A 19,921-nucleotide genomic window follows, 5' to 3' on the forward strand; every position below is an offset into this window, starting at 1 on the left:
AGTAGATATGGCATTAGGTAAGGAAATTAAGGTAGTTCTGACGCTGGATGATTCTGGCTTCACCTACAAGACTAAGTCGGCGCAGGATAGCGTCAAGTCGCTTGAGATTGGTCTAGGTGACTTTTCAAAATCTGCCGACCGCGTCGAGTCTTCAATTTCCAGCTTAGGCAAAAATGTTGACAGTTTCACTGCCGGCTTTCAATCTCTGCAAAAAGGGCTGCAAGCCGCCGTTGACCAGTTGCAGAAAACTGTCGGCGGTATTCGTGAAGTAGATTCCGCACAAAGAGAAAGCGCAAAGGTTGCAAAAGATAGTGCGACTGCCATTATTGACGCAAAAAAGCGAACGCTTGAAAATGAATTGGCGAGCAATAGCAAGCTCTTAGCAGACAAGGCAAAGACTTTTTCAGAGTTGCGCAAGTTAGAGAATGACGAGCGCGCACAGTCAACTGCTGCGATGTTAAAAGCTGAAGAAGCTGAACGCAGGCTTGGTTCCTTTGGTGGCAAAAACGTCGTCAATGCCTCGTTAAATGATGCAGACCGTCATGAGCGTAGCGCAAATGCCATCCGTGCGGAGGTTCAACAGCTAGACCGCTGGATCATAGCCACTCGTCAAGAGCAAGCTGCTAGAGTTTCCGCAATTGCCGCTTTAGAAGCTGAAAAAGTCGCCGCAACATCAGCGGCGGCAGCTAAAGAAAACCTGTCTCGAATTGCCTTAGCAGTCGGTCGCAATAACGCGGCTGAAATGCAACGTCTTGCGAAGATGGTTGCCGCCACTCAAAAAGAAGCTAACGATACAGCGGCTAAATCAGCAAGCGACTTAACACGCTTAAAGAAGCAATATGCGGAGCAAGAAGTTCGCGACCGTGCAGACGCCGAGCGAGCTATTCGACAAGAAGCGGCTGAGACGGCTGCGCAACAAAAGCGTCAAGCAAGAGAGACTGCGGACGAACAACGCAGACAAGCCGAACAAGTCGCTCAAATGTGGAAGGGAATGGCGCAAGCATACGCGGGCGCTAAAATTGAAAAAGGTCTTGCGAACTCTGTTGATTCTGCCGACAAGTATCAACGCGAAGAGACGTTGCTAAAATCGCTCAACCTGCCAAAAGATCAAGAGGATTATGTTAAGCAAAAAGCTTGGGATGATTCAAAAGCTCTGAAATTTGCATCGTCCCTTGATATGGTGCGCGCACGTTTGGCTGCGATTGGTGGTCTAGGTGAAAACAATGTAAAAGTTATTGACGAGCTTTTGCAGCATGCCGCAATGACGGCGCATAACATTCAGTCAATTACTGGCGATAAATCTGCCGCAGGTTTTGAGAACATGATTCGGAATTTGTTTGGCGTTATTGAATCACGCCAGCAAACTAATGACCCGGCGGCGGCAAAAAGAACGCTCGACTTAGTTCAAAAGATTTATGTTGGGACAGGTCGTAAGATTGATATTGCCGACTTGGAGACTTTCTTACGTCGTGACGCACCTGGCGCCGATAAAATTTCAGACGAAGGTCTTGCCAAAATTGTAGCCTTTCTTGATCAGGCAAAGGTGTCTGGTGGGCATGGTGCTGGCGGTGCTGGCGTATCAACCGTCGGCACGATGGTCAAAATGTTTCAAAAGATGGCCAACGGCGGAACTATGACCGAGCAAGGGGCCAAAGAGTTTGCCGACGCCGGCCTTATGGATCTTTCCGTCATTGATGGCAAGTCGAATAAACAAGCGATGAAAGCGCTTCGACAAGGCGGTTTAACTGTTGCGAGTTTGGCTAACGAAGATCCTGTAGGCGCATTAGAAAAGATTTCAAAAGCGGCATTGTCTTACATGACAAGGCCAGAAAATTTGAAAAAGTATTTTCCAGAAGGCGACACAAAGGACGGAATGGCGATTAAAAACGCCATGATGAAGTTCGCTATTGGCACAGGCTGGTCAACTAACGCCGTCGGTATGCTGACAACAGCAGGCAATAGCTCTGCAATGGAGCGAGCAAACGCAAGCGCGCATACGATCATGAATTCCAAAGGAACGGAAGAAATGAACGACGACGTGATGAAAACGTATGCCGGCAATATTGACACCTTCAAAGCGTCTATGGAGAATTTAAAAATCTCAGTAGGCACTACGCTTCTGCCAATTTTGTCTGACGTAGCGAAAGCTTTGGCGGGCATCATTAATGCGGCAGGAGACTTTGCTAAAAATAACCCTATCATGACTCAAGTGACGGCGATCGCAACTGGATTTTTCGGTGCCGCGCTTGCTGTAAAGGGCTTTGCGTCGATGTTCGGCTTACTTGGGCCAGCATCAACAGTTTTAAGCACTTTGGGATTGAGCTTCGGAAGAGTAGGCGCAGCCGCGTCTGGATTTAGCGCACTCGGCAGCACTGTAGCATCGACGGCGGCGATAGTAGGTCGCGGCTTTATGAGAATGATTCCTTATGTGGGGCTATTGATTGCTGCCTGGGACTTGACTAATCTTATCGCCAACTTTGAAGTTGGTGGGGTAAAAGTAATAGATTGGGCTATCGGTTGGAGTGAACGTTTATTAACGTCATTTAAAAACGGTTGGCTAAACGTTCAAGCGATGTTTTCGGACGAAGCAAAGAAAACTAAGCTAATGGCCGAAAAAGCTCAGAATGATCTTGACCTTCAACGAGGTTTAAATGCTAACGGCATGGGAAAAAAAGCGCCAAATTCAGCACAAGCTCACGCTGATATGGTTGCGCAAGATCGCGAGCAGGCGGAAGCAGATGCGGCGAAAAATGCGCCAAGAAGCCCATTAAAAGTCAAACCGCCTTTAAAGGTTCAAGACACTTCCAAGCTGAAAGATTTACTGAGCGGCAAAGATTCGACACGCGCCGAACGCGTTGATCCTCTTACTCGCGCACTCGAAACTGCCATTGGCGACAGCAAGTCCGAAACATTAAAGCTGGAGTCTCTTTATCGTGATACTCAAGGCGTTGCCGCGCTTCAAGAAGAGGTTTTTGCTGAGCTAAACGGCAAGCGCCTCGCTGGTGACTACAATGAAAACCGCGATAAAAATAAGCCAGTCTCGGAAGATAATACGAAGTTTCGTGCGCTTGTTGATGAAACTACTCAGAAGCGTTTGTTGGCAGAGCAAATTAAAGCCGTTACTTTTGCTAACGAGCGAGGAGCCGCAGCCAGCATAGAGGCGGATTCAGCGCTTGATCGTTTAACTTCTGGCAATATTGAAAAACAAACGGACGCTTTTCGGGCGTTGGGTCGTGAACTTGCGCGTAACGAGGCCCGACTAAAAGAAGGCACTAAAGAGTTTCAATATTACGAATACGCTAAAGCGTCGGCCTTGTATCAGCAATCGCGCTCAGATGCCATCAATTACGGTGCTGATTTGTCTGATAAGACGAACAAAATTAATGCCGAGAATATTCAAGATCCTCGAACTAAGTTAGAGGAAGAGCTGCGTCTCACGAGAGAAACAGAGCAGGCGAAGTTTGATATTCGTATGACTACTCGTCAAAAATCATTTGACGCCGAACAGCAACGCATCAATAGCGAAATTGCGGCAGCGGCAGGAAGCGACGCCAGAACAGAAGCGGCGCTTGAGAAAAAGAAGTCTGCGGAACAGCAATTCAATACTGAGAGTGAGCAAATGACTGAAGCTCATACCGCCTTTTTAATCGCGCAAGCCGAGCAGCAACGCCTCGCTCTTCGTTCGCCTTTAGAGAAGCTGGTTGATGAATGGCGCATTACATACGACACCATTGGGCAGATCGAAGTGAACGCGGCAAATGGCTTTGTGTCGATGCTAACAAGCTCGCTTGGAACAGGGCGCATGGAAGTAAAGGGCTTTTTAAAGGCCATCTTAATGGATATTGCAAACGCAAAAATTAAAGAAGCGTTGGCAGAACCATTTAGAAATATCGCTGGCTCAGCCGGCGGATTATTAGCGCGGTTGTTCGGTTTGGGTGGTCCTAGTACGGCTGCTAACGCACCGTCCTCGCCTTTGATGGGTGGCGGTGAAATATCTGCTCCGGTCAATGTCGGTTCATGGGCTTTCGCTAACGGCGGAATCATGACTGATTTTGGCCCACTGCAATTGCGTAAGTACGCTGGTGGCGGTATTGCTAATAGCCCGCAGTTGGCGATGTACGGCGAGGCAGGCCCAGAGGCGTATGTTCCTTTACCAGACGGTCGAAGCATTCCTGTCACGATGAAGGGCGGTCAATCAGGCGGCGCAGCTCCGGCAGTGACGGTGAATGTGATTAACCAGACAGGGCAGCAAGCAAACGCGCAACAAGGTCAAATGCGATTTGATGGCAAGCAATATATTTTGGACGTAGTTATGACGGCAGCTAACCAACCAGGCGGCTTTCGTAGCGGTATGAAGGACGCATTGAAATGAGTAATCCGGTATTTCCAACGATGGACAAAAGTCAGGACTCCAAGTTCTATGAGAAGAGCTTGGAAGACCCATCTATGCAGTCTGAAATGGACGGCGGTTACGTAGTGTCTCGCGCTAAGCACACGCGAAAACCACGCCGGTCGTATAAAACAGGCTTCTCTAGCATTCTTAATGCTGATCGAATCAAGCTGGAGAATTTCTATGATTCAGTGAGAGGCGGCTCAGTTATTTTTGATTGGGTTGATCCTGTTTCTGGCGATACGATACAGGTTCTTTTTGCCGACAAACTATCATTTAAGTATGTAGGTGTTGGCGCTGCTCAGCTATGGGACGTAACAATCTCGCTCAAACAGCCATAATTGATTGATAAGTCAGTAGTGACTTAGTATAATAAGTCACTATGGCTAAATCACTCTCTGTTGCAAGTGTTATTGAAAAGAACCGGCTGTCTTCGGATACGCCGTTTCTTATCTGTGTGGATATTGACGTAATCGACCCTGCGACGGGTTCAGTGGTGGAGACTCTACACATCGTCCGAAACACAGAGCTAATTCAATTCAACGGTTTTCAATATCAGCCCGCCTCTTTTGACATCGAGTTAAAAGAAGAGTCAGGCATACAGCAGACCGTCAAACTTTCAATCAGAGACTACTCTAAAGCGGTTCAGGCTCGCATGCAGAGCTACGGCGGTGGAGTCGGATTCTCTGTTTCAGTCATGGTCGTCAACGCAGGGGCATTAAACCAGCCGCCGGAAATCATCGAATATTTTGATGTGGTTGGCGCAGAGTCCTCTAACTACGTTTGCTCTTTCACGCTAGGCGCAGAGAACAGCATCTCTAAAGCATTTCCTCGCAGACGCCAAGCTCGTGACTATTGCCAATGGCGTTACAAGGGCGATGAGTGCGGCTACAACGGCACATTAACTTCGTGCGACTTAACGCTTAAGGGTCCAAACGGCTGTGGCGCGCATGAAAACGTTATTCGGTTTGGCGCTTATCCGGGCATCAACACCAGAGACGTTAATTATGGCTAATTTTAGCGATCTGATAGGCACTCCATTTAAAACGGGAGGGCGGGGTCCTGACTATTTCGACTGCTACGGCCTTGTAATGGAAATGGCTAAACGTGACGGCATTGAGTTACCGGATTTTGGCACGCACAGTAATCAAGGTGTTATTTCGGCTCTGGTCGGCGCCAGTCTTCCGCAATGGGAAGAGGTAAGTCAAAAAGCTGGCGCGGTGGTGCTAATTCGCATCGGGCGTTACGTCTCTCATGTCGGCTACATGATTAACGACGACGAAATGATTCACTCTTGGGATCAAGCAAATGGCGTATCGACATTGAAAGTTGATACTTGGAAAAATCGTATTGTGGGATTCTATAAGCATGTCGGAAACTAAGAAGTCACGTAAGCGCGTCAGCAAAGCGGTCAAGCAAGAGGTGCGAGTCATTCGTATCTTGAATCCATTTAACCCGCGTGAGTTCGCTAATGAAGTAGTAATATGGAGCGCTAAAAAGACGCTTAATGACTACTTCCCGCTTGAAACTTCTGAGGTCGTAATATCGGTCAACGGCAAAGTAATTCCTAAAGAAAGCTTTGGTTCAACTTATCTTGATAATTCGGACAATGTTGTCATTTGTCCTGTCCCAACGGGCGGCGGAGATAATAAACAGATTTTCGCAATAGTCGCAATGATTGCTATTGCGGTAGTGGCGCCTTACGCGGCGGGTGCATTAAGCTCAAGTTTAGGCTTAGGATTAACCGCCGGCAGCATTGGAATGGGCGCGTTGACAGCCGGCATTTCGCTCGCCGGCTCGCTGCTGGTGCATGCTTTGTTTGCTCCAAGTGCGGCAACTCAAAACACAAACGCTTCCAGTTCAACCTATGGGATTGACGGAGCAAAAAATACGTCCATTGAGGGAATACCAGTTCCGGTCTGTTACGGCGAGTTTCGTACTGGCGGCAATATCATCAGTCTTCATACCGAGAATGACGGAGATACGCAAACGCTTTACATGTTGTTGTCTGCTGGAGAAGGCCCTGTTGCGAGCATTTCCGATGTAGAGATTAACGACAATCCAATTACGGACTATGTCAACATTGAAACTGTCGTTCGCCTAGGTGCGCAAGATCAGACTTCAATGAGCTGGTTCAATAATACAGTCACGCCACAAAACAAGAACGCCAAACTTACCGTTGACTACACTTATCACACGACGGTGGCAAAAATTGATCAGTTCAGAATGGATCTGGTTGCGCCATCAGGTTTATGTCGAGTGAGCTTAACAGACGGCTCAAGCAGCGTAGTGACCGTACCAATCGATGCAGAGTATCGCCAAGTTGGTTCTACCGCTTGGCAATCACTAATCTCCGGTGACGAAATTAAAGAATGGGTTCCAGCAACCGCCGACAATAGTTCTAACCCTGACGACGCCTCCGCTGCGGTCGCTAACGGCAATCGCGTTCCTGTTTATGAAAACAATATCAGTTTTAGCGGCAGTCAGCGTTCGGCAATGCGAAAGTCATTTACTTCGCCAGTTTTAGCGCCTGCCAAGTATGAGATTCGCGTTAGACGAACTGCGCCAAAATCAACTGAAACAAACGTCATTGATGAGGTTTATTTATCCGACGTTAATGAGATACAAAACGAGCTACTGACTTATCCTAATACAGCGATGTTGGGTGTGAAAGTGCTGCTTGGCGATCAGATATCTGGTCTACCAAAAGTCACCTTCATCAATGGCGGGCGCATTATCCAGGCATACGGCAAGCAGTCTGATAATGCTATCGAAGGATGGTATAGCGTTGCGTCGAAAAATCCAGCATGGATTGTCTGGGATATGCTGACCAATCGACGTTTTGGCGGAGGTATGAATACGAACCGCCTGGATTTTATCGCTTTCAAAAATTGGGCAGCTTATTGCGACGATCAGGCGCTAGAGTGGAATGGCATCATTGATTCCGAAATGAATGTATGGGATGCATGCCAATACGTGCTGCGAGTAGGGCATGCGCAGCTAGTCAATGTCGGCACTCGCTTTACCGTTGTGGTTGAGAAAGCTGCCGATCCGGTAATGATGTTCTCGGTCGCCAACATCGCAGCGGGAACGTACAAAGAGTCCTGGCTTGGGACCGCAGATCGTGCAAACGAAATTGATGTGACCTTCTTTGACAAGACGGACAGCTACAAACAAAGAACTGTCAAAGTCTATGATCCTGCTTCGCTAGTCGCTGGTAATAAGACGCGCAATTCCGCGATCACTCTATATGGCGTAGACAACTATGAAACCGCATTCAGAGAGGGCTTATTTCAGCTCAACTTGAATCGCTACATTCTAAAAACCGTATCATTTTCTGCGCCAATGGAAGCGGTGGCCTGTACAGTCGGCGACTTGATTTTAGTACAGAACGATATGACGGATTGGGCGGTAGCGGGGCGCTTTGACGTTGGTAGCACTACGTCCGTAGTGAAGCTTGACCGCGACGTAACAATGGAATCCGGAAAGCAATACAAGCTTTTGGCGATACATGATTCTGTTCAGCGCAGCTCTGGAATTATTCAAAACATTGCAGGCACCTCTATCTTTCTCACGTTGTTTGATGGCGTTCAGTCCGTCAAGCGCATTCAAAGTAATGGTCGTGATCTTCGCATCGCCGGAACCTTTGGCCAAGGCAATGGCGCCTATGGCGTTATTGTGGATGATGCAACTGGCTTAAAAGTTGGAGATTCTTACGCGCTGTTCGACACTGACGTTATTGAAGAGTTTAACGTGGTTAATCGGGCCAACACCGGCTCCACGCTTACGCTACAGTCGCCTATGTCTGCGGCCCCTCAACAATACGTCAATTGGATGTTTGGCGAGACAAGTAAGGTTAAGTCTCCATTTAGAATTAAATCCGTTGCTGGCGGTCATGACTATCACCGAGATATCGTTGCTTTGCAATACGATCCGCAAGTCTATGACTTCTCGCGTTATAGCTCAGTGTTGGCCCCTCCAGTACCAGTCGAAGGTTCTGCTATTGGCGCATGTCGCAATCTTGAGGCATACGAAGAAACTTATGTGGCGGGTTCAAATATCGTAACGAAAGTTACGGCCAGTTGGCGCATCCCAGAGGTAGGTTTTTACGGTGGTGCCGATATTTACGTAAAGAAGAATGACGGCAAGCTTGAGAAGGTGGACAGTGCCAAAAACGGCACTTCGTACACTATTGGCGATGTTGCAAAAGACGATGTTTTGACAATTCGTATAGTGGCATTTGATGTGTTTGGCAAGCGATCACTGTATGAGTCCGCGCCTCAAATAAACTATGTGGTTGTGGGTGAAATACCTAAAATCAAAGTAGGCCAAGTAACAGGCGTCAACCTTTACTGGGCAGGGCGGGACTGCAAATTAATGTGGCGTTACAACGCGACAACCGCCTCTTATGAGTTTGGTTCTGAACCTACTGGCGCGGATGCCGGCTCACTTGATCCTCATTTCAAGGATTACGAAATCTCTGTCTATGATGCGAGTCATTCGACATTGCGACGCAAAGAGTATGTTACCGCCAGCAACTACATCTACACGCATGACAAAAACTATGCAGATGGACTGGCCAGACGCTTGATCTTTGAAATTCGTATGCGGGACACGTTTAATAACGTAGGTCATCCGGCGACAACAGAGGCATACAATCCTCCACCGACTGTCACTTCCTACAATATTGTGCCAAGTTTTGATAGCGCCGTAGTGAATTACACTCACTCAGATGATATCGATTTTTCAGGCGCACGAGTGTTTCTATCTGAGGTCGCTGCCAATTTAGGTGGAGATCCTGCAAGTGATGTGCAAAAGCCGTTTTTGGTCTATGAGGGGCCGGATTCAAGCATTGTGTTGCCTGGCCTAAAGTTCAAAAATAATTACTATTTAACGATAGCGCCTTTTGATATTTTTGGACTTACAGAATTACAGCCAACGTCTGTTATTCCTTTTCAGACCACTAACTTAAATGTTGCCGCCATCGCAGACGGTACACTTAAAGCGTCGCAACTGATTCCAGAATTGCAGACGACAATTAAGCAGGTAAGTGGCGACTCGACCGTGCCAAACAGCGTTGCGTCTCAAATCACAAAGGCTATTTCAGATGAAGCGGCTCAAAGAGCGGCCGACGTATTAACAGAGCAGCAAGTCCGAGCGGCGGCAATCGCTCAAGAGCAGCAGGACCGAGTTACTGCGATTACGCAAGAAGCTCAAACGCGCAGTCTTGCAATAACGCAGGAGGCGCAGACGCGCCTTGCGGCTGTGTCACAAGAGACTCAAAGTCGAATTGCCGCCATTACGCAGGAGCAGCAAGACCGCGCTCAAGCTGTTCTAGCTGAAGCTCAAGCTCGCGGTGCCGCAATAACGCAAGAAGCAACAATTCGTCAGTCCGCAACCGACTCTCTGGCTTCGCAAATTGCGACCGTTACAGCTTCGACAGGCCAAAATGCGGCTGCGATATCGACAGAGTCAACCGCTCGCACCAGCGCCGATTCTGCGCTATCGAACCGTATAGATACAGTCACGACAAGCGCGAATAACGCATTGGCGGCGATTAGCACTGAGTCAACGACTAGAGCATCGGCAAACACGGCGCTCTCTAATCAAATAACATCGTTAAGCGCTACAGTTGGCCAAAACACGACCGCGATTACTTCGGAAGCGACAACCAGAACGACAGCCGATAGCGCTTTATCGGACAGAATCACCTCGCTTACCTCTACAGTCGGCGTCAATTCTGCCGCTATCACCGCAGAACAAACAGCCAGAGCAAACGGTGATAGCGCTTTATCAAATTCTATTACGGCGTTGACCGCAACTGTAAGCGGAAATTCTGCGGCAATTACTGCAGAACAAACAGCCAGAGCAAACGGTGATAGCGCTTTATCAAATTCTATTACGGCGCTTACGGCGACGGTAGGGCAAAATACCGCCGCAATTACGCAAGAGTCAACTACTCGAAGCGCAGGAGAGTCCGCGCTCTCTAGTCAGATAAACGCTCTAACGACCAACGTTAATGGCAACGCGGCGAACATTATTGCGGAGCAATCTGCGAGAGCGACAGCGGACACGGCCCTGTCTGAAAGAATTTTGACACTTACTTCCACTGTAGGGGTAAATTCTGCCGCTATTACAGCGGAACAAAATGCAAGAGCAGATGGTCTCGGAGCTTTATCTAACTCTATTACCGGTCTCACCGCGACCGTTAATAGGAATACTGCCGCCATCGCCTCAGAGTCAACTACGCGAAGCAGTGCCGATTCCGCGTTGTCCTCTCAGCTCAGCTCTTTATCAACTACTGTTGACCATAACACGGCAGCAATTACCGCAGAGTCTACCGCCAGAAGTACAGCAGATTCAGCCTTAGCAAACTCGATCTCTGCCTTAACAACAACGGTAAATGGCAACACAGCGGCGATTACTTCTGAAGCAACTACAAGAAGCACGGCAAACACGGCCTTAACAAGCCGAATAGACACGTTGACGACAACTGTTGGGCAAAACACAGCGGCAATTGTTTCAGAGGCAACCACTAGAAGCGACGCTAATACAGCTTTTGCCGATAGTCTGAACGTGTTAAAGACCACTGTTGGCCAAAACACCGCCGCAATTACATCGGAGTCTAGTGCTAGAAGTTCGGCAGATTCCGCGCTGTCCTCAAGAGTTGATACGTTAAGCGCTACAGTTGGCCAAAACACCGCGTCGATCATATCCGAGACCACCGCCAGGGTCGCTCTGGATTCTTCTACCGCCAGCCAACTAAGCGCTTTAACAACCGCGTATCAATACAATGATTGGGTAACTCTGACATCTGCAAAGACTTACGTGCAGAATTACACCTACACGCGAAGCGATAGCGACGCGGCCTTGGCAACGGCTTTCAACGCTTTGAATACTGCTTTTCAGTCTGGGGATGCGGCCTCTGTCAATACGGCACAATCTTATGTGCAAAATTATGCCTACAGTAAAGCGGCGTCCGATTCCGCTATCGCGAGTCAAACGACTTCGCTGCAAACGCAATATAGAGATGGCGACACGGCTACTCTAAGCAGCGCCCAATCTTACGTGCAGAGCTATTCGTACAGTAAAAGCGCGGCAGACTCCGCCATCGCCACACAGATTAACACGGTCACTTCGACGCTTAATGGAGCAACGACAGCGATACAGCAATTGTCTTCTAGCGTGAATGGCTTATCTGGTCAGTACACCGTCAAGATCGACAATAACGGCTATGTCTGCGGATATGGTCTGGCGAGCTATACGGTCAATGGCCAAGTCGTTTCAGAGTTCATTATTCGTGCCGATACCTTTGGCGTGGTATTGCCAGGTTACGCTACCGTAAAGCCGTTTGTTGTAGGCGCAGTAAATGGCATCCCTCGCGTGATCATAAGTAACGCCTTAATCGGCGACGCATCAATCAACACAGCGCAGATCGGCACACTGGCTGTTAAGTCAGCAAACATTGATGACCTGACAGTGGGAACGAACAAAATCACGGGCGATGCGGTGACTGAGGTGGATAACTTTACCTCCGGCGTGTCGAACGGGACAGGCTTCTATGTGAATTTCCCATCAAAGGTCTTGATTGTGGCTAATTACGCCGGCGCATATACGGGCGATAGCAGTAGTGGTGACTTTACATTTGGCGTTTGGAATCAGTTTAGCTCTACCGTTTCTCTATCTAGTGTCGGAAGCTACAACGGCTCAATTACCTGCTCTGGCTTTTTATATCCAGGGTATTACTCGATTGTTCTGACGCCCAATAGCCAAGTTTCCGTAAGTATTACCAAGTGCTTTATTTTGAAGGTGAAAAAATGATGGTCTTTCCAGAAAACGAGTCTGGTGCTGAAGTCACTTTATTTGACGAGACAGGCGCAGTCAGCGGGCATGCTACGTTGTCCAGATCGACGTTTGAACACTACGCCGCTAACAACGTATCAATGTCTTTTGGCACTCTGTCCGCTGACGAATGCTACTTTAAAGATGGCGAAGTGGTTCAGTTCACACCGGCCCAGAAAGCAATCCGTTTGCTTAAACCATTTGGATTCACTTGGGATGCGTCTCAATTTAAGTGGGTTGACCATAGAGACATCGAGACCACTAAGAGAAACAAATTAAGCATTATTAATGCCGACTGTTCGCTTGCCCTTGAGCGCATTAAGTCAAGCTATCCTCGTGGCGAGGTTGATTCTTGGTCTAAGCAAGAGCTGGAGGCTCGTAATTTTATTGCGTCATCTGACGCAAAAACGCCACTACTGTCAGCACTGGCAGAAGCGCGTGAAATAGACATGCCGACACTCTGTTCTAAAATTATTGCCAAAGCTGACGCGTTCGCTTCTGCGTCAGGCGCGCTGATTGGCGAGCGTCAACGATGTGAGTCGTTAATTAACGCCGCCACTACAAACGAAGAGGTTGATGCCATACAAATGACTACACAGGCATAACATTTTATGTGCGTGATAAGTCATTACTGACTTATTTATGATAATATGCCATTCACTTCATTATGGTGGAATGAATGGCACAGATCAAATCAACATGCGCGGTAACTCAAGGCAGTCAAACAGTTACAGTTGCTGGCGTCAATTTAGCGTCAAGAATATTGCAGAATTTCACTTTCATAGTGGAAGGAAAGCTTGTGCCGTACACGGTAGCCAACGACGCTACGTTCGACGGCACAAATACGGTATTCACATTAACTGGAGCTTACGCTCAAAGCTCAGATCCGCTTGCTGGCGGGGTAGTCGTTTCCGATTACACATATCCCGATCTTATTCCAGTCATTTCGCAAGGCGACGTTGGCACGGCAGCGATCTTTACGAGCGCCATGTACAAGGTTCAACAAATGATCCTCTCGGTAAGTCCGAGCGGCCTTTCGGACTTTTCCAGCAAGTATTCAGCGGCACTAGCGAACCTTAATAATGCCAATACCGCTTCTGCCAATGCAGTGACTCAGGCTGGTCTAGCTGCGAGGGCTGCGACCGCGTCTCAAGTCAGCGCTTCATCTGCCGCTGGCAGTGCCACTAATGCAGCAGCCGGCGCGACCAATGCAGCAACTAGCGCCACTTCGTCTACAGCAAGTGCTTCTGCCGCCGCCACTAGCGCGACAAGCGCAACAGCAAGTCAAACTAGCGCGACCAGCTCCGCTACAGCGGCAGCTTTATCTGCATCGACGGCAGCAACGCAAGCTACAAATGCAAGCAATAGCGCAACATCAGCCGCCGCCAGTCAAAATGCCGCAGCAACAAATGCGACCACTGCAACCACTCAGGCAACAAACGCTGGCGTGAGTGCTACCAATGCAGCCAACCAAGCTACCACCGCAACCAACCAGGCGGTTATAGCAACCAATCAAGCGACTGCTTCTGCGGCACAAGCGACGACTTCTGCAAACTCGGCTACGACGGCGACCAATCAAGCGACAATCGCTACCAATGCGGCAACGGCAGCGTCCAATTCAGCGAACTCGGCATCAGTCGCAGCGACGGCAGCAATTGCAAATGAATTAGCATCCGAAACGCAAGCAAGTAATGCTGCCGCCAGCGCGACTACGGCAACAAACAAGGCTACAGCGGCAAGTACAAGCGCAAGTGCGGCAGCGGCAAGTCAAACTAGCGCCAGCAACTCCGCCGCAACCGCAACCACTCAAGCAAATACAGCGACGGCACAGGCCGTTATTGCGACGAATCAAGCGACGGCAGCAGCAACATCGGCAAGTAGTGCGGCTACCTCTGCAACTACTGCCACTAATCAGGCTACAGCGGCAACAAGTGCGGCAACGGCATCAGCAAATTCCGCGACGACTGCCGGGACTGCCGCAACGACAGCGACCACGCAAGCAACCAACTCAAGCGCCAGCGCCACTGCTTCATCAACCAGTGCAGCGGCAGCTTTAGTGAGTCAGACGAATGCCGCAACAAGTGCCACCACCGCGACAACGCAAGCGACGAACGCTGCAACAAGCGCCACTACCGCGACAACGCAAGCCGCGACAGCGACCACGCAAGCGAACACAGCAACGAGTCAAGCGGTTATCGCAACAACGCAAGCGAACAGCGCTGCAAGCTCAGCTACGACCGCCACCAATCAAGCTGCTATCGCGACGACGCAAGCTACATTGGCAACCACTAGCGCTGCGAACGCGAAAATAAGCGAAAACAATTCCGCATCAAGTGCCGCGCAGACGGTCGCAGCTTTAGCCGCCTTTAGAGCGCGATTTATCGGCACTTTTTCAGCCGATCCAACAGTGGACGGTAACGGCAATGCGCTCTCGTCGGGAGCTGAGTATTTTAACAACAGCGGGCCTACAGGCAAGCTACGTGTTTTTGGAACTGACGGAAAGTGGGCTGACTACGACATCGACGTACAAACTCAAATCGTCAATGCGACGCTTGCAGCAAGTCAAGCGTCTGGAAGTGCAGCGGCAGCTTTAGCCAGCGCTAACACTGCGTCAACTCAGGCGACTCATTCGACTGATTCTGCAACCGCTGCCGCATCTTCTGCAACAACAGCAACATCGCAAGCGACAACGGCAACGACTGCGGCGACTACGGCAACAGCGCAAGCAATAATCTCCACAACGCAAGCAGCCACATCTACTGCCAAAGCGACCGCCGCCGCGACCAGTGCGACTAATGCAGCAACTAGCGAGACCAACGCTGGAAACTCAGCTACAAGCGCCAGCGGGTCCGCAACAACAGCAACCGCTCAAGCTACTACGGCGACAACGCAAGCGAGTAACGCGGCTGCGGCGGCTACAACTGCGACCAGCCAAGCAACGGCTGCGGCAGCAAGCGCGACAAGCGCTGCTAACCAAGCGGCGACAGCGACAAGCGCCGCCAACACCGCAACCTCTAAAGCGAGTGATGCTGCCGCTTCTGCCACTTCTGCGGCAAATTCCGCATCGGTGGCATCAGGTAATGTTTTGGCTGCTGCGCTCTCAGGCTTAGATACAAGTAGCACGGCAGCGGTAGTTGCCTCAGACACGGTTCTTACCGCGTTTGGCAAATTACAAGCAAAAACTTCCACATTCGCGCCTAAAGATTCTCCGCAATTTACCGGAACTGTTAGCGGCATTACCGCTTCAATGGTTGGGCTAGGTAACGTAGAGAATAAATCTTCTGCAACGATCCTAAATTCGCTTACCGGAACTCAAGTTCTTGCTTCTCTTGGCTATGTTCCATTAAGCAATACATACGTGCCAGATTGGTCTTCTTTGACAGGTAAGCCCGCCTTTAAAGCGGTTGCTACATCTGGTAAGTATTCCGACCTGACCAGTATTCCAATATTCTCTACCGTCGCCTCAACCGGCAGCTATGCTGATTTACTGAACATTCCCGCGTTCTTGCCGATAGCGACATCGGGCAAATACTCTGACCTGACCGGCACACCTGTTTTATCGACCGTGGCAACAACAGGAAGCTACGCCGATTTATCTAATCGTCCTGCGTTAGTCACTGTTGCAACAACTGGCAAATATTCAGACTTGACGGGTACGCCAGCATTGCTACCTATTGCCACAACAGGCAAATACTCTGACCTCGTTGGTGTGCCGGCTTTAGCGGCTGTTGCCACTACAGGGCTTTACTCCAGTCTTACAGGGAAACCAACCTTATCAACTGTAGCAAATACTGGCAATTATTCTGACTTGATCGGATCTCCTGCTTTAGCTCCGGTAGCTACCACTGGCACTTACGCTAGTTTGACTGGCGCGCCAATTCTGGTAGCTGTCGCCACATCGGGAAAATACTCCGACCTGACAGGAACTCCAACGCTGTCAACAGTTGCAGGCACAGGAGTTTATTCAGATTTGACGGGTAAGCCTGTTTTGGCGACTGTGGCAACTTCTGGGAGCTATGTCGATCTTGCCAATAAGCCTGTTTTAGTGACGGTGGCAACAACTGGCAAATATTCAGACTTAACAGGTACGCCTACATTAGCCACGGTTTCTAGCACCGGAAGCTACTTAGACCTACTCAATCGTCCTACTTTAGCGACAGTGGCAGCATCGGGCAGCTATTCTGACTTGTTGAACAAGCCAACATTATCTACGGTCGCTGGCACAGGAAGTTATACCGACTTATTAGGCAAACCAGCACTTGCAGCGGTGGCCACTAGTGGCCTTTATTCCAGTCTGACCGGAACGCCAACATTAGCTACGGTCGCAACGAGCGGCAGCTACGCTGATTTAAACAACAAGCCCGCAACCTATTCTCTGCCTACGGCATCAACGACCGTTATAGGTGGCGTTAAAAGCGACGGCGTATCGACAACCATCAATGCGTCAGGCGTTATCACTGCCATTACTGCGGTTAAGCCGAACTCTGGCGGATCGTTAAGCACATCCGTGACTTACTCAAACAGTCAAGTGTCACAAGTCACCGAAACGATTCTTGGAGTGACCTACACCACGACGATGACCTACAACACTGACGGCACGATCGCCACTGTTGTGATATCGGACGGCACAAAAATACGAACTGAAACACTGTCTTACTCAAACGGACAATTTACTGGCTTAACAGCTACGGAGCAATAAATGAGTGGTGCATTAGATTACGTAAATAACCTGGCGATTAAAAACTCAGGCTTGCCGATTGGCGCGCAAGTGACGATGGCTGGCACAAACTCGTCCGTTTTTACGGCGCCAAGTGGAGAGGTTTTTGTAAAGAATAGTATTGCGGCGGTTATTCCTGCCTCGCAGTGTAACTCGCTGCTTCCCGCCTTAATGAATGCCGTCAACGACATCACATTTCCGACTACGATTAAAGTAGATTTAACGACATTTGGCAGCTCAGTATCGGGCATACCTAGTTTGTTTAGTGCCAGTAGAGCTGTGGGCGGTACGACAACTTTAGTCCCGTCTATTGGCGTGTACGCTAACTCAACTTACTATTTGTTTAGTCCTAATGTAGCTAATCTTGGCTCAAATATTGGCTATACATCCACAACCGATCAAGCCTTCTTCACGGCGAAAAAATCAATACCGCAGCTTGCTGGACTAACTATTGTTGACGTGAAATTCGTCAATGGCGTTTGGTATTTCATTGACTCCTCTGGCTATATTGCCAGCATGACTGATTTATCAGGTTCAAACTTCACGATCATACAAACGGTCATGATGCCGAATGCCGCCTCTTATGGTTATACGGGAGCGGCCTACATTAATGGTGTTTGGTACTTGTACGGTAGTTCTCGCACAGGATATTCAGCAGGTAGCATCATAGTTCGATCGACCGATATGGTGACATGGACAATCATATCTGAAGTCACTAGCGGCTCTGCGCCAATTACTAGCCTTTGCCAAGGATCTGGGACGACAACTACTACTGAAATTATTGCTGGTTGCTTGGGCGGCGATTACATCTTTAAGTCTGTCAATAACGGCACCACCTTTACGCAAGTTTCTGCATTTTCAGGCAAGTCGTATATTCGGTCAGTTTTCTACTCGACGCGCACGAGCAAATATTATGCGGTTGCGGCTGACACCAATCTAAATCTGTATCTTTTAACCAGCAGCACAGGCACGTTGGCTACCGCAACATTTACGTCTTTGTTAATAGGCGCAATATCCGATTACGGTTCGCCTGGTTACGGTATAGCAACCATCGTTGATACAGGCACAAATGTCGGAATAGTCTACTCGAACGGCTCTGCCGTGTTTGGATATAACAATGCCGGCAGCGCCGCTAACGTAACCATTACGAACGACTTAAACACAGGCGTCGTATCGGGAAGTTATCTTTCTTGTCTGGCACTAACGATGAACGGCAATATTTGGGTGCTTGTTTGTCAATCAGGCTCAATCACGGCATCACAGATGAGCGGCAAACAACTGATTTTAGTTTCCGGCCCTACATTAGCAACAGCTTCAAAGATGCTTTGGTTTCCAACTACTCAAGCTAACTTCACGCCGCCTGCTGCAATTAGTGGTGTTCAGTATTCGGTAGTGACGGGTCTATCTTATGATTCCGCCAATAACTTTTCAAATTTGTATAAATTCGGCACAAATTTTGCGAGCATAGCGCTTGCAAGCAATACGGTATTAAGTCAAAACTACTCAGGCTATGTTTTTACCGGAATTGGAAGTATGTTCGCGGCACCTTCTTTACTTCAGCCAGGCGTGTTGACATGGACTGGCATTAATAATGTTAGCAATAATGTGGTTACAACATTGAAGTATGACGGCACGACGTTTAGCGCCAGTCAATTAAATGGTGCCGCTCCTTATCCCGCCGGAAACGCTCAGCTTGCCGACTCAAGCGATGTTGGGTGTACTGCATTCGCCGCAAAATGGAGTTCTCTATTTTCGGCCTATTTGTATAGCGGCTCTATTTCGACAACCGGATCAAGTGCGGCGATGACTGTGCTAAAAGCGGCAACGCTTGGAGGCGCGTCATCGAATGTATATACACTAGGAGAAACTAATTCTAGTTACCACGGATGGATGTATTTTTTGGATGTTTTGTCGGGTGGGCAGGGGATTATGGGATACACCCAAAATACTGGGAATGGTCCTTACGCCGGATTGACAATTTTGACTCCAACGGCGAATTATCTTATTCCGCTGTCAGGCATTCCAAGTATAAATACCTGCTATTTATCCGCTTATGATATTACGGGAACAGATGGCAATCGTTATTTAGCGGTCGTTTATGCTTTAACGGGAGGAGGAACTCCGACAAATGGTCAGTTCTTGTCCGTGTTTCGGATTTTTACTAATTCTGCCCCCGTTTGCGTGCTGAATACCAGCATCGCTGGCTATTTAGGATTCAACACTTCTTCCAAAATGCGTCGTGTTGTTGCGACCGGCAATAACTTCTATTTGTGCGACTTCACCTCTGGCACATCGACTAAAAACGCTTTATTGCTTACGCAATCAGGAGGCGCATTTTCGTTTGCAGGGGCCGCTTATTGCAATTTGCCAACAGACAATGTGCCATCAGGCGTCGCAGGCATTACAGGCTCTTTTAACTCTGCGACGGTTGCTGCAACCAGCGCCACCGCAGCAGTGTACTTACCTCCCGCCACAAGTGGAAACTACGTGAAAGTGAAATGATGGATATCGACACAACTGCCGTCGAGCAATTCGACATCGAGTTTATTCCGAAACCACCAACGCCAGCTCCGTTTTTTACGAAGATGACGATAGGCGCATGGATGAAAAGAATCGCCCCTGAACTACCTGGCATTTACAAGTTGGCGGCTACCGACATCTATGCTCAGATATTCCGAGACATGACTCTACAGTCTTTATATATCGATATTAACGATCCTGATCTTGCTAAAGGGCTGGACTACTTTAAAGCCGCCGGTATTTTTACAGACGCTCGCGCACATGCGGCGCTAACGATGGTCATTACTTTTAGTGAGGCATACAAAGGTGAAGTCTAAAATATTGCTTCTAGGAATATGGTTTCTGTGCGTCATAGCAGGCTTTGCTTCTATCGTTCAAATGCTCTGGTCAATCGTTGTCGGTTCGCCAAAAGCATGGCGACTCGCCAAGTCATTCGATAGAGTAGGGAACGC

9 protein-coding genes are annotated in these 19,921 nt (G+C 48.8%); all 9 read left to right on the forward strand.

The genetic code is table 11. The annotated features are described in order from the left end of the window. Nucleotides 1–7 precede the first annotated feature (7 nt). The 9 genes from RGU72_RS05035 (at nt 8) to RGU72_RS05075 (ending at nt 19,786) form a co-directional block, all read left to right on the forward strand. The gene (locus RGU72_RS05035) at nt 8–4,372 is read left to right on the forward strand and encodes a hypothetical protein (RefSeq protein WP_322118684.1); all 4,365 of its coding nucleotides are present in this window, start codon (nt 8–10) and stop codon (nt 4,370–4,372) included. Further along, on the forward strand, nt 4,369–4,731 hold the full coding sequence (locus RGU72_RS05040; RefSeq protein WP_322118685.1) for a hypothetical protein: 363 nt from the start codon (nt 4,369–4,371) through the stop codon (nt 4,729–4,731). The genes RGU72_RS05035 and RGU72_RS05040 overlap by 4 nt, the downstream gene beginning before the upstream one ends. Before the next feature lie 41 nt (nt 4,732–4,772). Continuing rightward, entirely contained in the window at nt 4,773–5,405 is a 633-nt protein-coding gene (locus tag RGU72_RS05045) for a hypothetical protein (RefSeq protein WP_322118686.1), read from the forward strand. Next, complete coding sequence (locus tag RGU72_RS05050) at nt 5,398–5,772, forward strand: C40 family peptidase (RefSeq protein ID WP_322118687.1); 375 nt, start codon at nt 5,398–5,400, stop codon at nt 5,770–5,772. The genes RGU72_RS05045 and RGU72_RS05050 overlap by 8 nt, the downstream gene beginning before the upstream one ends. Then, nucleotides 5,759–12,211, forward strand: coding sequence for a phage tail protein (locus RGU72_RS05055; protein WP_322118688.1), 6,453 nt, complete (start codon nt 5,759–5,761; stop codon nt 12,209–12,211). Before RGU72_RS05050 ends, RGU72_RS05055 begins: the two co-directional genes overlap by 14 nt. Next, complete coding sequence (locus RGU72_RS05060; RefSeq protein ID WP_322118689.1) at nt 12,208–12,837, forward strand: hypothetical protein; 630 nt, start codon at nt 12,208–12,210, stop codon at nt 12,835–12,837. Before RGU72_RS05055 ends, RGU72_RS05060 begins: the two co-directional genes overlap by 4 nt. 194 nt (nt 12,838–13,031) lie before the next feature. Beyond that, nucleotides 13,032–16,931: a hypothetical protein gene (locus RGU72_RS05065; protein ID WP_322118690.1), complete on the forward strand. Its 3,900-nt coding sequence runs from the start codon at nt 13,032–13,034 to the stop codon at nt 16,929–16,931. Continuing rightward, nucleotides 16,932–19,451: a hypothetical protein gene (locus RGU72_RS05070; protein WP_322118691.1), complete on the forward strand. Its 2,520-nt coding sequence runs from the start codon at nt 16,932–16,934 to the stop codon at nt 19,449–19,451. It abuts the gene before it with no gap. Next, entirely contained in the window at nt 19,451–19,786 is a 336-nt protein-coding gene (locus tag RGU72_RS05075) for a hypothetical protein (RefSeq protein WP_322118692.1), read from the forward strand. The genes RGU72_RS05070 and RGU72_RS05075 overlap by 1 nt, the downstream gene beginning before the upstream one ends. The last annotated feature ends 135 nt before the right edge of the window (nt 19,787–19,921 follow it).

The sequence above is a fragment of the Undibacterium sp. 5I1 genome (assembly GCF_034314085.1).
Lineage (GTDB): Bacteria > Pseudomonadota > Gammaproteobacteria > Burkholderiales > Burkholderiaceae_D > Undibacterium.